We start from the raw sequence: 18144 nt of genomic DNA, 5'->3' as shown, positions 1-18144 counted from the left end.
GGGGGGCAGGGGCATAGAAGTTTTCGGGCCGGGCGCGGGGCACCCGGCCGCCGGCGGCCTCCCGGATTTTACCAAGGCGGGGCGCAAATTTCATTCACCTTGCCGAACCCTGCGGGATCGAACCGGGAGGGCGCCCGCTCGATCCGCGCGCGCGTCAGCCGTGGCGCCGAATCGCGAGGAACCCGAATTACGGCTGCGGGCCATCAGCCGTATATGTGCCCTTACAAGGGTTGGTGGCTCACTCCGAGGCGGCCGCGACCCGCGAAACGACCATGCGTGCCGGCGCGACAGGAGTAACGGACGCCGGTTCATGGGTGACTGTGCAGGTCTTGCTGCCGTTTATCAAATAAAAGGCAGGGCGATCGGGGCGACTGTGCCGCTCGCAACAGGGCGGCCCTTTGTAACGGAGGTTACAGCCGGGCGGGTCGTCGACTGGTTTCCTTGCTGGCCCTCTGCTACCGACTCGCTTCCAACCGACTCCCCGTTCGCTGGGACACTACTGGCACGAATTTCACGCTTCCAACGCACGATACGGTTCGCAAAGCGACAGCTTATAGCGCTCGGTCCGACGGTGCAAGCCAATGCAAAATAGCAACTTGCGTGCAATTGACCCCGGCGTGTGCTCTCGCGACTCTGGGCCATACGCGGCGCCGAGCCGCTCAAAAAAGCGGTAGCGCGAACTTCCGAGCAGCCCGACACGAGAAATGAGGCGCGGTGCCATCAGGTTATTGAGACGCCCGCGGACCGCGTGGCGCCTAGCGACTTGCACCGGTGCGGTCGCTGTGGGAAGATGTTGACTCCCACCCGCCGCGCTTCCCAACCCGGCACGCCATGCGATCAACCCCGCTCGTTCTACCTGTCCTTCTGCTGGCCCTCGGGGCGCCGGCCCGCGCCGCCGACCCGACGCCCGAGGACGTGAAGTTCTTCGAAGCACGGATCCGGCCGCTCCTGGTCGAAAAGTGCTTCAAGTGCCACGGGCCGGAGAAGCAAAAGGGCGACCTGCGGCTCGACTCGGCCGCCGCGCTCGCGAAGGGCGGCGGGTCCGGTGCGCCCCTGTTCGCGAAGGACAAGCCCGACGAGGGGCTGCTGCTCCGCGCGGTGCGCCACGCGAACGGCGTCGAACAGATGCCGCCCGGTAAGAAGCTCACCGACGCCGAAATTGCCGACCTCGCGAAGTGGGCCGCCCGCGGCGCCTTCTTCCCAGCGGCGGCCGGCACCGCGACGGCGGACCCGACGAAGCACTGGGCCTTTCAGCCCGTCGCCGCGCCCGCGCCGCCGGCGGTCACAAACGCGGCGTGGCCCCGCTCCGACCTCGACCGGTTCGTGCTGGCGAAGCTCGAAGCCGCCGGTCTGAAACCCGCTCCGCCGGCCGACAAGCGCACGCTCATCCGCCGCGCGACGTTCGATCTGACCGGCCTCCCGCCCACGCCCGAAGAGATCGACGCGTTCCTGAAAGACAGCGCCCCGGGCGCCTTCGAGGCGGTCATCGACCGGCTGCTGGCGTCACCGCACTACGGCGAGCGGTGGGGCCGGCACTGGCTCGACGTGGCCCGGTACGCGGACAGCAACGGCCTCGACGAGAACATCGCGCACGGCAACGCCTGGCGGTACCGCGACTACGTCATCGCGAGCTTCAACGCCGACAAGCCCTACGACCGGTTCCTGCGGGAGCAGGTCGCGGGGGATCTGCTCCCGGCCGACACGCCCGCCGCGCGGAACGAGCAGTTGATCGCGACCGGGTTCCTGGCGCTCGGGCCGAAGGTGCTCGCCGAGCCCGACGAAAAGAAGATGGAACTCGACATCGTGGACGAGCAACTCGACACGCTCGGGCGCACGGTAATGGGGCTGACGATCGGGTGCGCCCGGTGCCACGACCACAAGTTCGACCCCATCACGCTCGCCGATTACTACGCGCTGGCGGGCGTGTTCGCCGGTACGAAGACGATGGAGCACTTCCGAAAGGTCGCGCGGTGGCACGAGAACCCACTCACCGCTCCCGAGGAGGCCAAGCGAAAGGCCGAACACGACGCGAAAATAGCGAAGCGGAAGGGCGAGCTGAAGGCGCTCGGCGGGAAGCCCGACGAGGCGTCCAAGCAGGCCGCGAAGAAGCTCCAGGACGAGATCGCCGCGCTGGAGAAGGCCGCGCCCGAACTCCCCTCCGCGATGGGGACGACCGAGGGCACGCCCGTTGACGTGCCGCTTCTGCGCCGGGGCAACCACCTCACCCCCGGGCCGGTCGTCGCGCGGCGGTTCCCGGTCGTGCTCGCCGGGGAGAAGCAGCCCCCGCTGCCGAAGACCCAGAGCGGCCGGCTCGAACTGGCCAACTGGCTCACCGACCCGAAGCACCCGCTCACCCCGCGCGTGATGGTGAACCGGGTGTGGCGCTGGCACTTCGGTAAGGGGCTGGTGCGGTCCGCCGACAACTTCGGGCTCATCGGCGAGAAGCCGACGCACCCCGAACTGCTCGACCGGCTCGCGGCCGACTTCGTCCGCAACGGCTGGAGCGTCAAGGCGCTGCACAAGCGGCTCATGCTGTCCGCGACGTACCAGATGAGCGCGGCCCACGACCCGAAAGCGGTCACGGCCGACCCGGACAACCGCCTCCTGTGGCGCGCGAACGTGAAGCGCCTCGAGGCCGAGGCGGTCCGCGACGCGCTGCTCGCGGTGGGCGGGCAGCTCGACCGCTCCGCGGGCGGGCCGGTGCTCGCGCACGTCAAGAACCGCGACTTCCTGTTCGACCACACGTCGAAGGACCAGACGACCTACACGAGCGCCCGGCGGTCCGTGTACCTGCCGGTCGTCCGGAACAACCTGTACGACGTGTTCCAACTGTTCGATGCCCCGGACGCGGCGGTGCCGAACGGCGACCGCGCCACCACCACCGTGCCCACGCAGGCGCTGTTCTTCATGAACAGCGACCTCGCGACCCGTGCCGCCGACGCGCTCGCCGGCCGGGTGCTCGCCGGCCCCGACCGCGGTGCCACCGAACGCGTCGGGCTGCTGTTCGCGCTGGCCTACGGTCGGCCGCCGTCCGAGAAGGAGGTCCAGCGCGTGACCGCCGGCGTGGCGGCCCTGGAGCGCGAGTTCGCGAGCGAGGCCGACCCCGCGAAGCGCGCCCGGAAGGCGTGGGCCGCGGTGTGTCAGGCGGTGCTCGCGGCCAACGAGTTCATTCACATTCCGTAACCGAGGGGCGACATGAGCACTCATTTCCGGCCCTCGCGGCGCCAGGTTCTGCGCGACACGGCGCTCGGGTTCGGCTCGCTCGCGCTGGCGGACCTGCTGCACGCGGCCGACGCCGGGGGCGCGCCGAAGCCGCACTTCGAGCCGAAGGCGAAGCGGGTCATCTTCCTGTTCATGAAGGGCGGGCCGTCGCACCTCGACACGTTCGAGCCCAAGCCGCTGCTCGACCGCGACGACGGCAAGCCGTACCCGGGGCCGCGGCCCCGGGTGGTGTTCGCCAAGACCGGGAACCTGCTCAAGTCGCCGTGGAAGTTCAAGCGGTACGGCCAGTGCGGCAGCCCGGTGAGCGACCTGTTCCCGCACGTCGCGGGGTGCGTGGACGACATCTGCTTCGTCCACTCGCTGCACGGCACCAACCCGGCGCACGGCGGCGCGGCGCTGAAGCTGCACACCGGCAGCGACAACTTCGTGCGGCCCAGCATGGGCGCGTGGATCGCATACGGGCTGGGCACCGCGAACGCGAACCTGCCGGCGTTCGTCACCGTGTGCCCGACGCTCGCGCACGGCGGGGTGAACAACTGGGGCTCGGCGTTCCTGCCGGCGTCGTGCCAGGGCGTGCCGCTGGGCAACGCCGGCACGCCGTTCGAGAAGGCGAAGGTGAAGTACATCGAGAACCCCGCACTCACGCGCGACGCGCAGCGGACGCAGCTCGACCTGCTCGCGGACCTGAACCGCGAGCACCTGGCCCAGGCCGGTCCGGACGGCGCGCTGGAAGGGCGGCTGGAGTCGTTCGAGCTGGCCTTCCGGATGCAGCGCGCGATGCCCGAGGCCGAAGACACCTCGAAAGAGACCGACAAGACGCGGGCGCTGTACGGTCTGGACGACCCGGTCACCGCGCCGTTCGGGCGCCAGTGCCTTTTGGCGCGCCGGCTGGCGGAGCGCGGGGTGCGGTTCGTGCAGGTGACGCACAGCGACGACAAGGTGCAGTGGGACCAGCACGGGAACCTGCGCCGGGACCACGCGAAGAACGCCCGCGAGGTGGACAAGCCCATCGCGGGGCTGCTCAAGGACCTGAAGGCCCGCGGGCTGCTGAAGGACACGCTGGTGCTGTGGGGCGGCGAGTTCGGCCGCACGCCCACGGTGGAGGGGGGCGGGAACGACGGCCGCGACCACAACCCGGAGGGGTTCACGGTGTGGATGGCCGGCGGCGGGGTGAAGCCCGGGTTCCGGTACGGCGCCACCGACGATTACGGCTGGCACGCGGCGGAGAACAAGGTCCACGTCCACGACCTGCACGCCACGGTCCTGGCGCTGCTCGGGCTGGACCACGAGCGCCTGACGTACCGGCACGCGGGCCGCGACTTCCGGCTCACCGACGTTCACGGCACCGTGGTGAAAGACCTGTTCGCGTGAGCCGCGATTGCCGGGACAACGAGGCCCGGCACATGCGCCGGCCGCCCGTTGCGCGTGTGCGGGTTCGTGCTCAGGTGGCGATCGCGGTGATACGGCCGCTTTCTTGACGAGCCGCGACCGCCAGGGAGCGGGAGACGTGGCACCGCTCCCTGGCGGTCGCGGCTCGTCAACAAAAGCGACACCGCAGGTGGGTTCGCCCTCAGGCGACGAACCCGCAACCGGTTTTGGTATCAGTTGTTACACGTATCGCCCGGCGCGAATCGCCGCTCGCTGTTGTGGCGCGCGGGGGAAAATTTGCCGCGCGGATGTCTGGAACGGGGGGCGGCGGAATTCACAGTTACGTGGTCGCGGACCGAAGATAGTATGGTGCAGGTTTCCGCGCCGCCCGCCGGTGCCCCGCCTTCGCTCTACCTGCCGCTCGACCCGCCCCGAAACACGCCCTCGCGTTCCCACTCACTCGCAGAGACGAGGCCCACGCGCATGTCGACGAATCTCACCGCCGCACCGACCCGGGCGCCGGGCCGCCGCGAGTTCCTCCGCGTCGGCGTGGTCGGCTCGCTGGGGCTCACGCTCGGCGACTTCTTCGCCCTGAAGGCCCGCGCCGATCAAAAGAACTACGCCAGCAAGGAGGGCGCGGCCAAGAGCGTCATCCAGATCGTGCTGCCGGGCGGCATGGCCCACCAGGAGAGCTGGGACCCGAAGCCGGACGCGCCGCTGGAGTACCGCGGGCCGTTCAACGTCGCCAAGACGAAGCTCCCGGGCGTGGTGCTGAGCGAGAACTTCCGCTCGGTCGCGCAGGTGGCGGACAAGATGACGATCGTCCGCTCCATCGCCGGCAAGGAGGCGGACCACGGCCGCGCCTCGTACACGATGTTCACCGGCTACCGCAAGAGCCCGGCGCTCGAGCACCCGGCGATGGGCGCGGTGGTGTCGCACGAGTTCGGGCCGCGCCGGGACCTGCCGCCCTACGTCGCGGTGCCGTCCGCGTCGGAGTACGGGGGCACCGGCTACCTGGGCTCGCAGTTCGGGCCGTTCGGCATCGGCAGCGACCCGGCCCGCAGCGGGTACAAGGTGCGCGACCTGACGCTGCCCCCGGGCGTGGACGACCGCCGGTTCGGCACCCGCCAGCAGATCCGCGGCGTGGTGGACGACCACTTCCGCGCTCAGGCCAAGAGCGCCGAAGCGCTCGGCGCGATGGACGAGTTCTACGCCCGCGCGTACGCCCTCATCAGCTCCTCGGCGGCGCGCGAGGCGTTCGACATCGAGAAGGAGTCCGCCGCCACCCGCGCGAAGTACGGCACCTCGGACGCCGGCCCGCGGTTCCTGCTGGCCCGGCGCCTCGTGGAGGCGGGCGTGCGGTTCGTGACGGTGAGCTACGGCGGCTGGGACATGCACGCCGGCATCGAGAGCGCGATGAAGCGCCAGGCGCCGGGCCTCGACGCCGCCCTCGCCGGCCTGATCCGCGACCTGGACGACCGCGGGCTCTTGGCCTCGACCGTCGTGCTGGTGACCAGCGAGTTCGGGCGCACCCCGAAGATCAACGCGTCGGCCGGCCGCGACCACTTCCCGCGGGTGTTCTCGCTGGCGGTCGCGGGCGGCGGGTTCAAGAAGGGGCTGGTCTACGGCTCGTCCAACTCCACCGCCAGCGAGCCCGAAGAGGACCCGGTCCGCGTCGAGGACGTGTTGACCACCGTGTACCACCAGCTCGGCATCAACGCCGACAAGGAGCTGATGGCCCCCGGCGCCCGCCCCATCGAGATCATCGACGACGGTAACGTGGTGAAGGACCTGATCGGCTAGCGCCGAACCGCGATGTTCGCGATGCGCGAACTCACGAGCCCACTCATTCACCGTCCGGCCGGTTGTGTCTGTTTTTGTCTTACGCCTTTGTGGCACAGACAGGAATGTCTGTGCGGGACGAGAAGGCCGCACAGACAGGAATGTCTGTGCCACAAGAAACAGACACAACCGGCCGGATCATGAATCAGGGGCGTAAGCCCCCACTCGCCCCCGCGCTTCACCTCGGCACCGTCCGGAGCCGCTCGCAATGCGATTCTTCCGTTCCACCAGCACGTGCGCCGCGCTCCTGTTGGCCGCGGCGGGCGCCGCCGCCGACACGCCGAAGCTCGCGCGGCTGTCGCCGCCCGGCGGGCCGCGCGGCACGACCGTCGAGGTCGAGTTCACCGGCCGCGCGCTCGGCCAGACCCGCGAGGTGCTCTTCTACGAACCCGGCATCACCGTCGAGGGGATCGAGCCGGTCGAAAGCACGACCGGGCCGACCAGGAAGGCCGTTCCCGTTGACCCCGGGACGCGAATCCGCGTGAAGCTGAAGCTCGCCGCCGACTGCCCGCTCGGGCCGCACGGGCTCCGGCTCCGCACCGCCACCGGGCTGACCGAGTACCAGCGGTTCTTCGTCGGGCCGTTCCCCACGGTCGAAGAGAACGAGGTCATCGGCAAGACGCGCAACGACAAGCCCGAGACCGCGACGCCGGTGCCCGCGAACGTGACCGTTCTCGGCAAGCTCAACGACCCGACCGACGTGGACCTGTACCGCGTCGAGGTGAAGCGCGGCCAGCGCGTCTCGGCCGAGGTGGAGGCGGCCCGGCTCGGCGTCGAGCGGGGCATCCCGGACCTGCACCTCGCGATCTACGCGCCCGACGGGGCCAAGCTCGCGGCGGCCGACGACTCGGCGCTGTTCGTTCAAGACCCGGTCCTGTCGGTAATCGCGCCGCGGGACGGGGCGTACCTCGTGGAGGTGCGCCACAGCATGTACAACGCGGCCAACGACGTGTACCGGCTGCACGTCGGCACGTTCGCCCGCCCGACCGGCGTGTACCCCGCGGGCGGCCCGGCGGGCGAAGAACTCAAGGTGCGCGTGCTCGGCGACCCGAAGGGCGCGTGGGACCAGACGGCCCGGCTGCCGAAGGCGCCGGGCGACGTGCCGTTCGTCGCGGTGAGCGACGGCGTTTCGGCCCCCTCGCCGAACCGGTTACGGGCGTCGCCGTTCCCGAACGTGCTGGAAGTCGAACCGAACGACACGCCCGCGACTGCGCCCACGACTGCAGCGCCGCTCCCGGTGGCGTTCAACGGCATCATCGAGAAGCCCGGCGACGTGGACTGCTTCCGGTTCAAGGCCAAAAAGGGCGAACAGTTCCGGTTCCACGCCCTGGCCCAGGCGCTCGGCTCGCCGCTCGATCCGGTGATCTGGATCAAGCCGGTCGGCGCGAAGCCGGGCGCGGCGGGTCAGCGGGCCGCGGACTCGCGCCCGAACCAGCTCGGGTTCGCCCCCGCCGGCGGGCTCATCCGCGAGACCCACGACCCGGTGCTGGAGTTCACCGTACCGGCCGACGGCGAGTACGTGCTGGGCGTCGAGGACGAGCGCGGCGAGGGCGGCGCGGACTACGTGTACCGCGTCGAGGTGCAGCCGGAGACGAGCGCGGTTCACACCTACATCGCGCCGGAGCCGGAGAACCAGTTCGCGCCCCAACTGCGTCAGGCGGTCGCGGTCCCGGCCGGGAACCGCACCACCGTGCAGGTGGGCGTGTTCGCGACCGGCCGGCCGGTCGCGGGCGAACTGGAACTGGTCGGCGTGAACCTGCCGAAGGGCGTCACGCTGCACGCCCCCAGGCTCACGCCGGGGATGACGAAGGTGCCGGTGGTGTTCGAGGCCGCCGCTGACGCGAAGCCCGAAGCGCTCCTGGTGGACCTGATCGCGCGCCCGGTCGGCGGTGCGTCGCCCCTCGCGAGCGGCTACCGGCAGACGGTCCCGATGAACGCATACGGCAACAACGATTATTACCTGCACGTGCCGATCGACCGGCTCGCGCTGGCGGTCACCGAGCCGGCGCCGTTCACGGTGAAGGTGGAGGAGCCGAAGTCGGCCCTCGTGCAGAACGGCGAGGTGTCGCTCAAGTTCCGCGTGGAGCGGGCGAAGGGGTTCGACGGCCCCGTCACGGTGCAACTGGAGTGGAAGCCGCTCGGGATCAACACGGCCACCCCGGTCACGGTGCCCGCGGGCAAGACGGAAGGCGTGTACCTGCTCGGGGCCGCCCGCAACGCCGCCGCCGGGACGCACCAGCTCACACTCACCGCGATGTCGGGCAGCGGCCGGCGCGGGTACAACGACGGCGAGGGCCGCACCTACGTGGCGTCGCAGCCGTTCAAGCTGCCGGTGGCCGAGCCGCACGTCGAGGCGCGGTTCCCGCGCACGTCGATCGAGCGCGGCAAGACCGCGGCGCTGGTGGTCAAGCTGAACCACCTCCAGCCGTTCGAGGGCAAGGCGGCGGTCACGCTCGGCCGGCTCCCGCGCGGCATCGAACTGGCCGACGGCCCGCGCGAGATCACCTCCGCCGACAAGGAGGTCAAGTTCACGCTGCGGGCCACGCCGGAAGCGCTGGTCGGCAACTACCAGGGCGTCGTGCTCGACGTGACCGTCACCGACAAGGGCCAGTCGGTGCGGCAACTGAGCGGCGGCGGCGTCCTGCGGGTCGACGCCGAGCGCGGCGCCGCGGCGAAGGACAAGTGATTCGCCGCCCCGCACAACACCGCACAGGGCTTCCGCCCTGTGCTACGCCCGCCGGCCCCTCCGGGGCGGAAAACAAGTTAAAAGGCAAAAGTGTCAAGGTAAAAAGGTTGCGCTGCTTTTACCTTTTGCCTTTGGTCTTTTGCCTTGGTCTTGCACCCCGGAGGGGTCGCCGGACGTAGCACAGGGCGGAAGCCCTGTGCGACATCCGCCGTGCGACCAACGGGAATTTTACCCCGCCGACTTAACGGCCCGATTCACGCGAGTGGAACCACCCGAGGCGATCCCCGCTATGCGCACGCTTTTGTTCGCCGCCGTCGCACTCCTTTTGCCCGCGGGGGCGGCGCACGCGGCCCCGGCGCTCAAGGTCTTCCCAGCGGCCGTCGAGCTGAAGGGTCAGGACGACCGACACGCCGTCGTGGTGCAACACGTCGATGACGCAGGCGTCACGAAAGACGTCACGGCTACGGCGAAACTGTCACTGAAGGATGCGGCGGTCGCGGCGCTCGCGCAGAGTACGCTCGCCCCGAAGAAGGACGGCCGCACGACGCTCGTGGCCGAGGCCGGCGGGCTGCGGGCCGAAATCCCGGTGACCGTGTCCGGCGCGGACCAGTCGCGCCCGGTGAGCTTCCGGCTCGACGTGATGCCGGTGTTCATGAAGCACGGGTGCAACAACGGGAGCTGCCACGGCGCGGCCCGCGGCAAGGACGGGTTCATGCTGTCGCTGTTCGGGTACGACCCGGCCGGCGATTACCACCGGATCACCCGCGCCATCGTCGGGCGCCGCATCGACCTCGCGGCGCCCGAAAAGAGCCTCTTGCTCGAAAAGTCCGTCGGCGCCGTCGCCCACACCGGCGGCAAGCTCTTCGACACCAACCACGACGACTACAAGACGCTCCTGCGGTGGCTGAAGGCCGGCGCCCCGGACGACGGCGCGAACGTGCCCGAGCCGGTGGGCGTGGAACTGCTGCCCGCGAAGGTGGTGTTCGCCGCCAAGGGGCAGGCGCAAAAGTCGGTGGTGCTCGCCAGGTACTCGGACGGCTCGACGCGCGACGTGACCCGGCTCGCGCTGTACATGGCCAACAACGAGGCGGTCGCGGCGATCGGCAAGGACGGCGCCGTGACCGGCGGCGGGCGGGGCGGCGCGTTCGTGTTCGCCCGGTTCGGGAAGTTCACCGTCGGCGCGGAGGTGATCGTCCTGCCGACCGACGACAAGTTCCGCTGGCCCGACCCGCCCGAGCACAATTACATCGACGCGCTCGTCTTCGACAAGCTCAAGAAGCTGCACCTGGCGCCGTCCGAGCTGTGTTCGGACGAGGCGTTCCTGCGCCGCGTGTACCTGGACCTGATCGGGCTCCCGCCGGGCCGCGCCGAGTACGACGCGTTCCTCGCGGACAACGACCCGAAGAAGCGCGCGAAGCTGATCGATACGCTCCTGGAGCGGCCCGAGTTCGTGGACATGTGGGCGATGAAGTGGGGCGAGCTGCTCCGCGTCCGCGCGAACAACCAGACCCCGCAGTACGGCCGCGACTCGAAGGCGATGTTCTCCTACGCCGCGTGGATCAAGGAGCAGATGGCGCAGAACCGGCCGCTGAACGAGTTCGCCGCGGACCTGCTCGTCGGGTCCGGCAGCAACTTCAAGTCGCCGCCCGCGAACCTGTACACCGCCGGCGAGCGGCTCACGCCCGAGAAGACGGCCGAGGACATCGCCCAGGTGTTCCTGGGCACCCGCATCCAGTGCGCGCAGTGCCACAACCACCCGTTCGACCGCTGGACGATGGACGACTACTACGGGTTCGCCGCGTTCTTCGCCGGCATGAACCTGAAGCGCGGCACCGAGGGCCGCGAGGTGGTGGTCACGAACAACCCCAGCGCGAACACCACCGCGCACCCGGTTGACGGCCGCCGGATGAAGCCGAAGTTCCTCGGCGGGGCCGCGCCGGACGTGGACGGCCAGGACCCGCGCAAGGCGCTGGCCGCGTGGCTCACCGCCGCGGACAACGCCGCGTTCCGCGAGACGATGGCGAACACCATCTGGGCGCACTTCTTCGGCCGCGGGATCGTCGACCCGGTGGACGACGTGCGCATCAGCAACCCGCCCAGCAACAAGGAGCTGCTCGAGGCGCTGGGCCGGAAGCTGGCGGACGACAAGTTCGACAAGAAGAAGCTGGTGCGCGACATCTGCAACTCGCGCACGTACCAGCTCGCGGCCGCGACCAACCCGACCAACGAGCTGGACGAGATCTACTTCTCGCACGCCTACGTGCGCCGGCTGCGGGCCGAGGTGCTGCTCGACACGGTCACCCGCATCACCGGCACCGAGGACCGGTTCGCGCAGTCCCCGCCGGGCACGCGGGCGGTGCAGATCCACACCGGCGAGGTGACCAACTACTTCCTCACCACGTTCGGCCGCGCTCCGCGTGAGACGCCGTGCTCGTGCGAGGTGAACCGCGAGGCGAACCTGTCGCAGGCGCTGCACCTGATGAACGGCGACACGGTTACCGCAAAGGTGGCGCAGAGCAAGTTCCTGCCGGCGCTCCTCGCCGAGAAGAAGGCCCCGGAAGCGGTGATTGAGGAACTGTACATCCGGACGCTGTGCCGCAAGCCGACCGCAACCGAGACGAAGAAGCTGGTCGAGATCGTTCAGCGTGAGACCGCGCCGGCCCGGCTCACCGAACTGGCCGACGCGCAACTGCGGACCGATGCCACCTACCGGCGCACGGAGGAGCGGCTGAAGGCGCTCCAGGCCGACCTGGCCAAACAACCGAAGGGCTCGAAGGAAGCGGCCGCGCTCGGCAAGCAGGTCGCCGCGCTCGAACAGACCCAGAACGCCGCCCGCGCGCGGCTCGAGGGCGCCGCCGCGCAGACCGTCTACGGCGACATCCTGTGGGGGCTGTTCAACTCCACGGAGTTCACGTTCAACCACTAACGGCGCGAGATCGCTCGACCTGATACACGATCCGGTTACGAGTGTCTGCTTCGGTTCTGTTTTGTGGCACAGACATTCCTGTCTGTGCGGCGCGAGCAGGCCGCACAGACAGGAATGTCTGTGCCACAAGAAACAAGCACCACCTGGACCGTGAATGAGTACGAGACCAAAGGTGTTTGTGTTGCACTTTTGACGAGCCGCGACCGCGAGGGAGCGGTGCCACGTATCCCGCTCCCTCGCGGTCGCGGCTCGCCAAAAGTGCAGTGCGACCACGGCCATCTGCTCGAGGCGCCGCCCTCCACCAATCAGCCAACCACCGAACACCCACAGCGGTTTACGACCTATGCTCCCGCGCCTCCTCTACCCGCTCACACTGTCGCTGGTGGCCTTCGGGCTGGCCCACGCGCAGCCGGCGAAGACCGACCCGAAGGCCGACCCGGCCAAGAAGGCCGACGCGGTGACGTACAAGGACCACGTCCTGCCGGTCCTGCGCAAGCACTGCCTCAACTGCCACAACGCCGATAAGGCGTCGTCCGACCTGGACGTCTCGACGTACCAGGCGCTGATGGCGGGCGGGGCCAGCGGCGAGGCGGTGAAGCCCGGCAACCCGGGGCAGAGCGCGCTCTACCGGGTCACCGCGCACGAGGTCGAGCCGAAGATGCCGCCGAAGGGGCCGAAGATCCCCGACGCCGACCTCGCGGTGCTCAAGAAGTGGATCGAGGGCGGCGCCCCCGAAACCGCCGTCGGGGCCGCGAAGGGCGCGGGCCGGAAGGTCGAGATCGACCCGGTCGCGCTCACGAAAGGCAAGCCCGCCGGGCCGCCGCCGATGCCCGTTTCACTGCCCGCAGTGAAGCTGGCCCGGACCGACCGGGCGCACCCGGTCACCGCGCTGGCGACCAGCCCGTGGGCGCCGCTGGCGGCCGTCGCGGGGCACGAGCGGGTCCTGCTGTACAACACCGACACGCTGAAGCTGATCGGTACGCTACCGTTCCCCGAGCGGGTGCCGCACGTGCTGCGGTTCAGCCGGAACGGGAAGTGGCTGCTGGCCGGCGGCGGGCGCGGCGCCGCGCAGGGGCGGGTGGTGATCTGGGACGTGGCCACCGGCAAGCGGGTCACCGAGATCGGCGACGAGGCCGACGTTGTGCTCGCGGCGGATGTCAGCCCGGATCACAAGTTCGTCGCCCTCGGCGGCCCCGGGAAACTGGTCAAGGTGTACGACGTCGCGACCGGCACGCTGAAGCACAAAATCAAGAAGCACACCGACTGGGTGACCGCGATCGAGTTCAGCCCGGACGGCGAACTGCTCGCGAGCGGCGACCGGAACGGCGGCGCGTTCGTGTGGGAGGCCGCGACCGGGGGCATCGTGTTCACGCTCGGCGACCACAAGGACGCCGTCACCGGGCTGAGCTGGCGCGCGGACTCGCAGATGCTCGCGTCGGCCAGCGAGGACGGCAAGGTGATCCTGTGGTTCGCCGAGGACGGGTTCCCGACCCGGACGATCACCGCGCAGGCGGACGCGAAGGCGCCCGCGCGGAACAAGACGCCCGGGGTGCTGGCGGTGGGCTACGCCCGCACCGGGCAGTTCGTCACCTGCGGGCGCGACAACACCGCCCGCGTGTGGAAGGCCGACGGCACCCAGGTCGCGCGGCTGGAGGGGTTCACCGACGTGCCGTCGAAGGCGGTCTTCTCGCACGACGGCGAGCGCGTGCTGGTCGGCGACTTCACCGGCAAAGTGCGGGTGTGGGACCTGAAGGACAAGAAGCCCGCCGGCGAGCTGACGACCAACCCGGACTGACGCCGAACCAGCGCGAGAGCGACCGCCCCCCAGCCCCCTCCCGTCCACCGGCCCGGTCAGCGGAGCTTCCGTGGGTCGGCGGGACGGGAGGGGTGGCGCCGGGTGCGTGTGATCCCGGAGCGGCTCGGGCGCGCGGAGCAGACCCACCCCCCAGCCCCCTCCCTGAAGGGAGGGGGAGAAAGCACTTTGGAACCGCGTGGCAAACCGGGCGTGCGGTGCGTTTCGTCTTCCTCCCCCTCCCTTCAGGGAGGGGGCCGGGGGTGGGTCCGCTCCGCGCACCAATTCGCGTACTCGTACCTTCTTTCTCCCCCTCCCTTCAGGGAGGGGGCCGGGGGGTAGGTTGCCTTTGTCCCTTCAGGGTTGGGGGCCGAGGGGCAGGGCGCCCCCGCGAGCCCGTCACCGCCATCAACGGTTACGGCTTCGGGCCGGCGGGCAGGTTGTCGTTCAGGTACTTCGTGAGCAGCCCGTACAGGTGCCGGCTCGTGTTCTTGCCCTCGTTGATCGAGTGGCTCCGGTTCGGGTACGCCATCATCGCGAACGGCTTGTTCAGCTCGATCAGCTTGTCCGCGAGCTTCTCCGTGCCCTGGTAGTGAACGTTGTCGTCGCCGGTGCCGTGAACGATCAGCAGGTTCCCCTTCAGCCCGGCCGCGTGCGTGATCGGCGAGCCCTGCTTGTAGTCCTCGGCGTTGTCCTGCGGAAGCCCCATGTACCGCTCCTGGTAGATCGTGTCGTACAGCCGCATGTCGGGGACCGGCGCGACGGACATGCCCGTCCGGTACAGGTCGGGGTGGCGGAACATCTGGTTCAGCGTCATCGACCCGCCGCCGCTCCAGCCCCACACGCCCACCCGCGCCCCGTCCAGGTACGGGCGCTGCTTGAGCAGGTCGCGCACGGCCGCGGCCTGATCCGCCGAGGCGGTCACGCCGATCTTCCGGTACACCGATTTGCGCCAGTCGCGGCCGCGCGGGCACGGCGTCCCGCGGTTGTCCACGCACGCCACCGCGTACCCCTGCTGGGTCAGCATGAGGTGCCACAGGTGCTGCCGGCCGCCCCACCGGTCCGTCACCAACTGGCCCGCCGGCTCGCCGTACACGTGGAACAGGACGGGATACTTCTTGGCCGGGTCGAAGTTCGCGGGCTTCATGAGCCAGCCGTCCAGCTTCACCCCGCCGCCGACATCCGCCCGGAAGAACTCCGGCGGCGTTTGCTTCAGCTTCGCCACGGTTTCGCGCAGCTTGTCGTTGGCCGCGAACACGCGAACAACCTTGTGGTCCGGAAGGGAAATCAGTTCCACCCGCGGCGGCTTCCCGAAGGTGGAGTAGGTGTGGACCGCCAGCGCGCCGCCGGGCGCGAGGTCGTAATCGTGCCAGCCCGGCTGGTCCGCGGGCGTGCCCCGTACCGGCGCGCCGGTGCCGTCGAGCGCGCATTTGTAGAGGTAGTGCTGGGTCGGGTTCTCCGGCGACGCGAGGAAGTAGACGCTTCCCGCCTTCTCATCGATGTGCAGCACGCGGATCACATCGAACTCGCCGCTCGTAACCTTGCGCACGGACTTACCGTCGCGCGACGCGAGGTACAGGTGCCGCCACCCGTCCCGCTCGCTCACCCAGGTGAACGCCGCCCCCTTTTCCACCCACTCGCCCGCGTCGTCGTGGACATCGACCCACGCGCCGTCGCGCTCGGTCAGGAGCGCCCGCACCTGCCCCGTCCGGGCGTCGGCGAGCAGCACGTCCACCGCGTTCTGGAGCCGGTTCACCCGCTGGACGACGAGTTCGGTCGCGTTGCCGGCCCACTCCATGCGCGGGATGTAGAAGTCGGTCCGGGTGTCGCCGGGCACGTCGAGCCACTTCGTCGGGCCGCCGGCCGCGGGCGCCACGCCGACCCGGCACGCGGAGTTGCGCTCGCCGGTCTTGGGGTACGCGAACGTCTTGAGCACCGGGTACACGGCGGTCGTGTTGTCGATCATCGTGAACGCCTTCACGCCCCGGGTGTCGAGCTGCCAGTACGCGACCGACTTCCCGTCCGGGCTCCAGCGCCACCCGTCGCGGCAGTAGAACTCCTCCTCATACACCCAGTCGAACGTGCCGTTGATGACCTGCTCCGTGCCATCCGCCGTGAGCGGCGTGGCCGCGCCGCCCGCCGCCGGCTCCGCGTAGATGTTGTTGTCGCGCACGTACCCGACGCGCGTCCCGTCGGGCGACATCTTCGCGAACATGAGCGTGGACGGCTTCGCGTCGCCGCCGAGCTTCGCGAGCTTCCCGGTCGAGCGCCGGAACGTCCAGTAGTCGCCGCGGGTGTTCTGCCGCCACACCTTCACCGAGTTGGTGAAGATCAGCACGAGGTCGAGGTCCTTTGAGAGGTCGTAGCCGTGGACCGCGAGCGGCTCCTTCGCACCCGGCGGGATCAGCTTCTCGGCCGCGACCAGCACTTCCGCTTTTCCCGCCGCGTCAACGCGGGCGATGTCGCTCGCGCCCTTGTGGGCCTTGGAGGGCTGAAGGATGGTGTACGCGCCGCCGTCGAGCCACTTCATGCTCGGCACCGGATCGCCGCGGAAGTCGTCCGAGGCGAACAGCCGATCGAGCGTCAGCGCCGCCGGATCGATCGGCTGTGGCTGGGCGGCAGCCGGAGCTGCCAGAAGGAAAAGAAGTAACAGGCTGCGAGGAAACATCGCTCACTCCGCGGTGAAAACGATTTCAGCCTGCATGCGGGCCTTGCTTCGGGCAAGCACGATCAGGAAGAATAGGGCGACCTTACCGGATCTGCGGCCCGCACAACCGGACCCAGCCGTCGGAGCCGGGAAACACACACGAGGGAAAGTCATGATCCGGCTCCTGCTCGCCGTTCTCGTCGGGGCGGCGCTTGCTCCTCACGGCCTCGCGCAGGATGTCAAGGCGCTCGCCGGTAAGCGGGTGGTGTTCCTGGGCGACAGCATCACGCAGGCCGGCGGGTACGTCTCGTTCGCGACGTACTACCTTGAAAAGCTGCACCCGACGAAGGATTTCGACGTCATCGGGTTGGGGCTGGCGAGCGAGACGCTTTCGGGGCTGAGCGAGGACGGCCACGCCGGCGGGAAGTTCCCGCGGCCGTGCCTGTTCGAGCGGCTCGGACGGGTGCTGGAGAAGTCGAAGCCCGAAATCGTGTTCGCGTGCTACGGGATGAACGACGGCATCTACCTGCCGCTCGACAAGGGGCGCGCCGCCGCGTTCCACAAGGGCGTCGCGAAGCTGATCGAGCAGTGCCAGAAAGCCGGCGCGAAGCACGTCTACCTCATCACGCCGCCGATCTACGACTTCGTGCCCAAGAAGGGGGAGTTCAACTACGACTCCGTACTGACCGAATACGCGAAGTGGGAGACCGAACTCAAGACGCCCGGGGTGACGGTGATCGACCTGCACACCGCGATGCGAACGGCCCGCGACGCGCGCCCCGGGCCGTTCTCGAAGGACAACGTTCACCCGGGCGACGACGGGCACCTGCTGATGGCCAAGACCTTGCTCGGGGCGTTCGGCGTGAAGGCACCGGACGAATCCGTTGCGACGATCAAGGCGGACCCGCTGTTCAAACTGGTGGCGCAAAAGCGCGAGCGGCGCTCGGCGGCGTGGATGAAGCACACCGGGTACACCCGCGAGGCGACCGTGAAGCCGCAACCGCTCGGCACCGCCGAGGCCGACGCGGCGAAGCTTCAGGAGCAAATCGACGCGCTGCGGCGGAAGTAGCTCCGGCCCGACCCGATCAGGAGCGACGGAACTCGCTGGCGCCCCTTCGTACCCGCGTGGCTGACGGTCCGTCCACGTGCCATCAGTAAGGTAGGGACCGTGCGACCGGTACGGCGCTTCAGCTTATCGAATGGCGCGGGGGCAACGTGACTCAACCCGACAGCGCGGCAGGCGTCACCAGGGGCACCGCGCGGGCGGTCGTTGGCGCGCGATCACAGAGCAACACCGCCGCGGGCGGTAGCGATGTCGGTCCGGGGACTGGTACAGGACTGACACCACGTTACCCCGAAAGAGCGAGCCGGCCCGGACTCCGCTCCCGTTCGCTACCCCCGAACTGCCCCCGAACTACCCGGGGCTGTGGACCTTCCGACGGGGTTTGTGGGGCGGGGTGTAACGGGGGTTACAGTGCCTCGAACGGGGGAGCCGACTGGACATTCGCGGGCGGGGAGGTCGCTGTTCGCTACCCAACTGCTACCCGTTCGCTACCACGGAAACGCCCGCAGAACCCGCAAATACGGCCCCCGCAGCCGGGCAGAAGCGATCCCGCCGGCGGCCGATTGGTGGACGCAAGTCAATTGTCAGAAATGGCTTA

At 69.5% G+C, this 18144-nt stretch carries 8 protein-coding genes; 7 read left to right on the top strand and 1 reads right to left on the bottom strand.

All coding sequences use genetic code 11. The features are described from left to right. Positions 1–831 precede the first annotated feature (831 nt). The 6 genes from GobsT_RS04990 (at position 832) to GobsT_RS04965 (ending at position 13839) form a co-directional block, all read left to right on the top strand. The gene (locus tag GobsT_RS04990; protein ID WP_010046790.1) at positions 832–3183 is read left to right on the top strand and encodes a PSD1 and planctomycete cytochrome C domain-containing protein; all 2352 of its coding nucleotides are present in this window, start codon (positions 832–834) and stop codon (positions 3181–3183) included. Between the two features lie 12 nt (positions 3184–3195). Further along, on the top strand, positions 3196–4593 hold the full coding sequence (locus GobsT_RS04985; protein ID WP_010046793.1) for a DUF1501 domain-containing protein: 1398 nt from the start codon (positions 3196–3198) through the stop codon (positions 4591–4593). Between the two features lie 480 nt (positions 4594–5073). After that, on the top strand, positions 5074–6393 hold the full coding sequence (locus tag GobsT_RS04980; protein ID WP_010053206.1) for a DUF1501 domain-containing protein: 1320 nt from the start codon (positions 5074–5076) through the stop codon (positions 6391–6393). A 247-nt stretch (positions 6394–6640) separates the two neighbouring features. Next, complete coding sequence (locus GobsT_RS04975) at positions 6641–9118, top strand: PPC domain-containing protein (RefSeq protein WP_010051761.1); 2478 nt, start codon at positions 6641–6643, stop codon at positions 9116–9118. Positions 9119–9407: 289 nt separating this feature from the next. Then, positions 9408–12044, top strand: coding sequence for a DUF1549 and DUF1553 domain-containing protein (locus GobsT_RS04970; protein ID WP_010052402.1), 2637 nt, complete (start codon positions 9408–9410; stop codon positions 12042–12044). A 343-nt stretch (positions 12045–12387) separates the two neighbouring features. Next, positions 12388–13839, top strand: a complete 1452-nt coding sequence (locus tag GobsT_RS04965; protein WP_010053149.1) for a WD40 domain-containing protein — start codon at positions 12388–12390, stop codon at positions 13837–13839. A gap of 412 nt (positions 13840–14251) precedes the next feature. On the opposite strand, the gene GobsT_RS04960 is transcribed toward GobsT_RS04965, so the two are convergent. Beyond that, positions 14252–16504: a S9 family peptidase gene (locus tag GobsT_RS04960; RefSeq protein WP_010049295.1), complete on the bottom strand. Its 2253-nt coding sequence runs from the start codon at positions 16502–16504 to the stop codon at positions 14252–14254. A 151-nt stretch (positions 16505–16655) separates the two neighbouring features. Between GobsT_RS04960 and GobsT_RS04955 the strand changes: the two genes are divergently transcribed. Beyond that, a complete protein-coding gene (locus GobsT_RS04955; RefSeq protein ID WP_010049297.1) occupies positions 16656–17552 on the top strand; it encodes an SGNH/GDSL hydrolase family protein in 897 nt (298 codons plus the stop codon). Positions 17553–18144 lie beyond the last annotated feature (592 nt).

Origin of the sequence: Gemmata obscuriglobus, assembly GCF_008065095.1 — a bacterium.
Taxonomy (GTDB): Bacteria; Planctomycetota; Planctomycetia; order Gemmatales; family Gemmataceae; genus Gemmata; species Gemmata obscuriglobus.
The sequence above is the reverse complement of the archived record's forward strand: the minus strand, read 5'-3'. Positions and strand labels throughout refer to the sequence as shown.

Coding starts and splice junctions, on each gene's coding strand:
- GobsT_RS04990 (WP_010046790.1), top strand. CDS start 832: ATGCGATCAACCCCGCTCGTTCTACCTGTCCTTCTGCTGGCCCTCGGG.
- GobsT_RS04985 (WP_010046793.1), top strand. CDS start 3,196: ATGAGCACTCATTTCCGGCCCTCGCGGCGCCAGGTTCTGCGCGACACG.
- GobsT_RS04980 (WP_010053206.1), top strand. CDS start 5,074: ATGTCGACGAATCTCACCGCCGCACCGACCCGGGCGCCGGGCCGCCGC.
- GobsT_RS04975 (WP_010051761.1), top strand. CDS start 6,641: ATGCGATTCTTCCGTTCCACCAGCACGTGCGCCGCGCTCCTGTTGGCC.
- GobsT_RS04970 (WP_010052402.1), top strand. CDS start 9,408: ATGCGCACGCTTTTGTTCGCCGCCGTCGCACTCCTTTTGCCCGCGGGG.
- GobsT_RS04965 (WP_010053149.1), top strand. CDS start 12,388: ATGCTCCCGCGCCTCCTCTACCCGCTCACACTGTCGCTGGTGGCCTTC.
- GobsT_RS04960 (WP_010049295.1), bottom strand. CDS start 16,504: ATGTTTCCTCGCAGCCTGTTACTTCTTTTCCTTCTGGCAGCTCCGGCT.
- GobsT_RS04955 (WP_010049297.1), top strand. CDS start 16,656: ATGATCCGGCTCCTGCTCGCCGTTCTCGTCGGGGCGGCGCTTGCTCCT.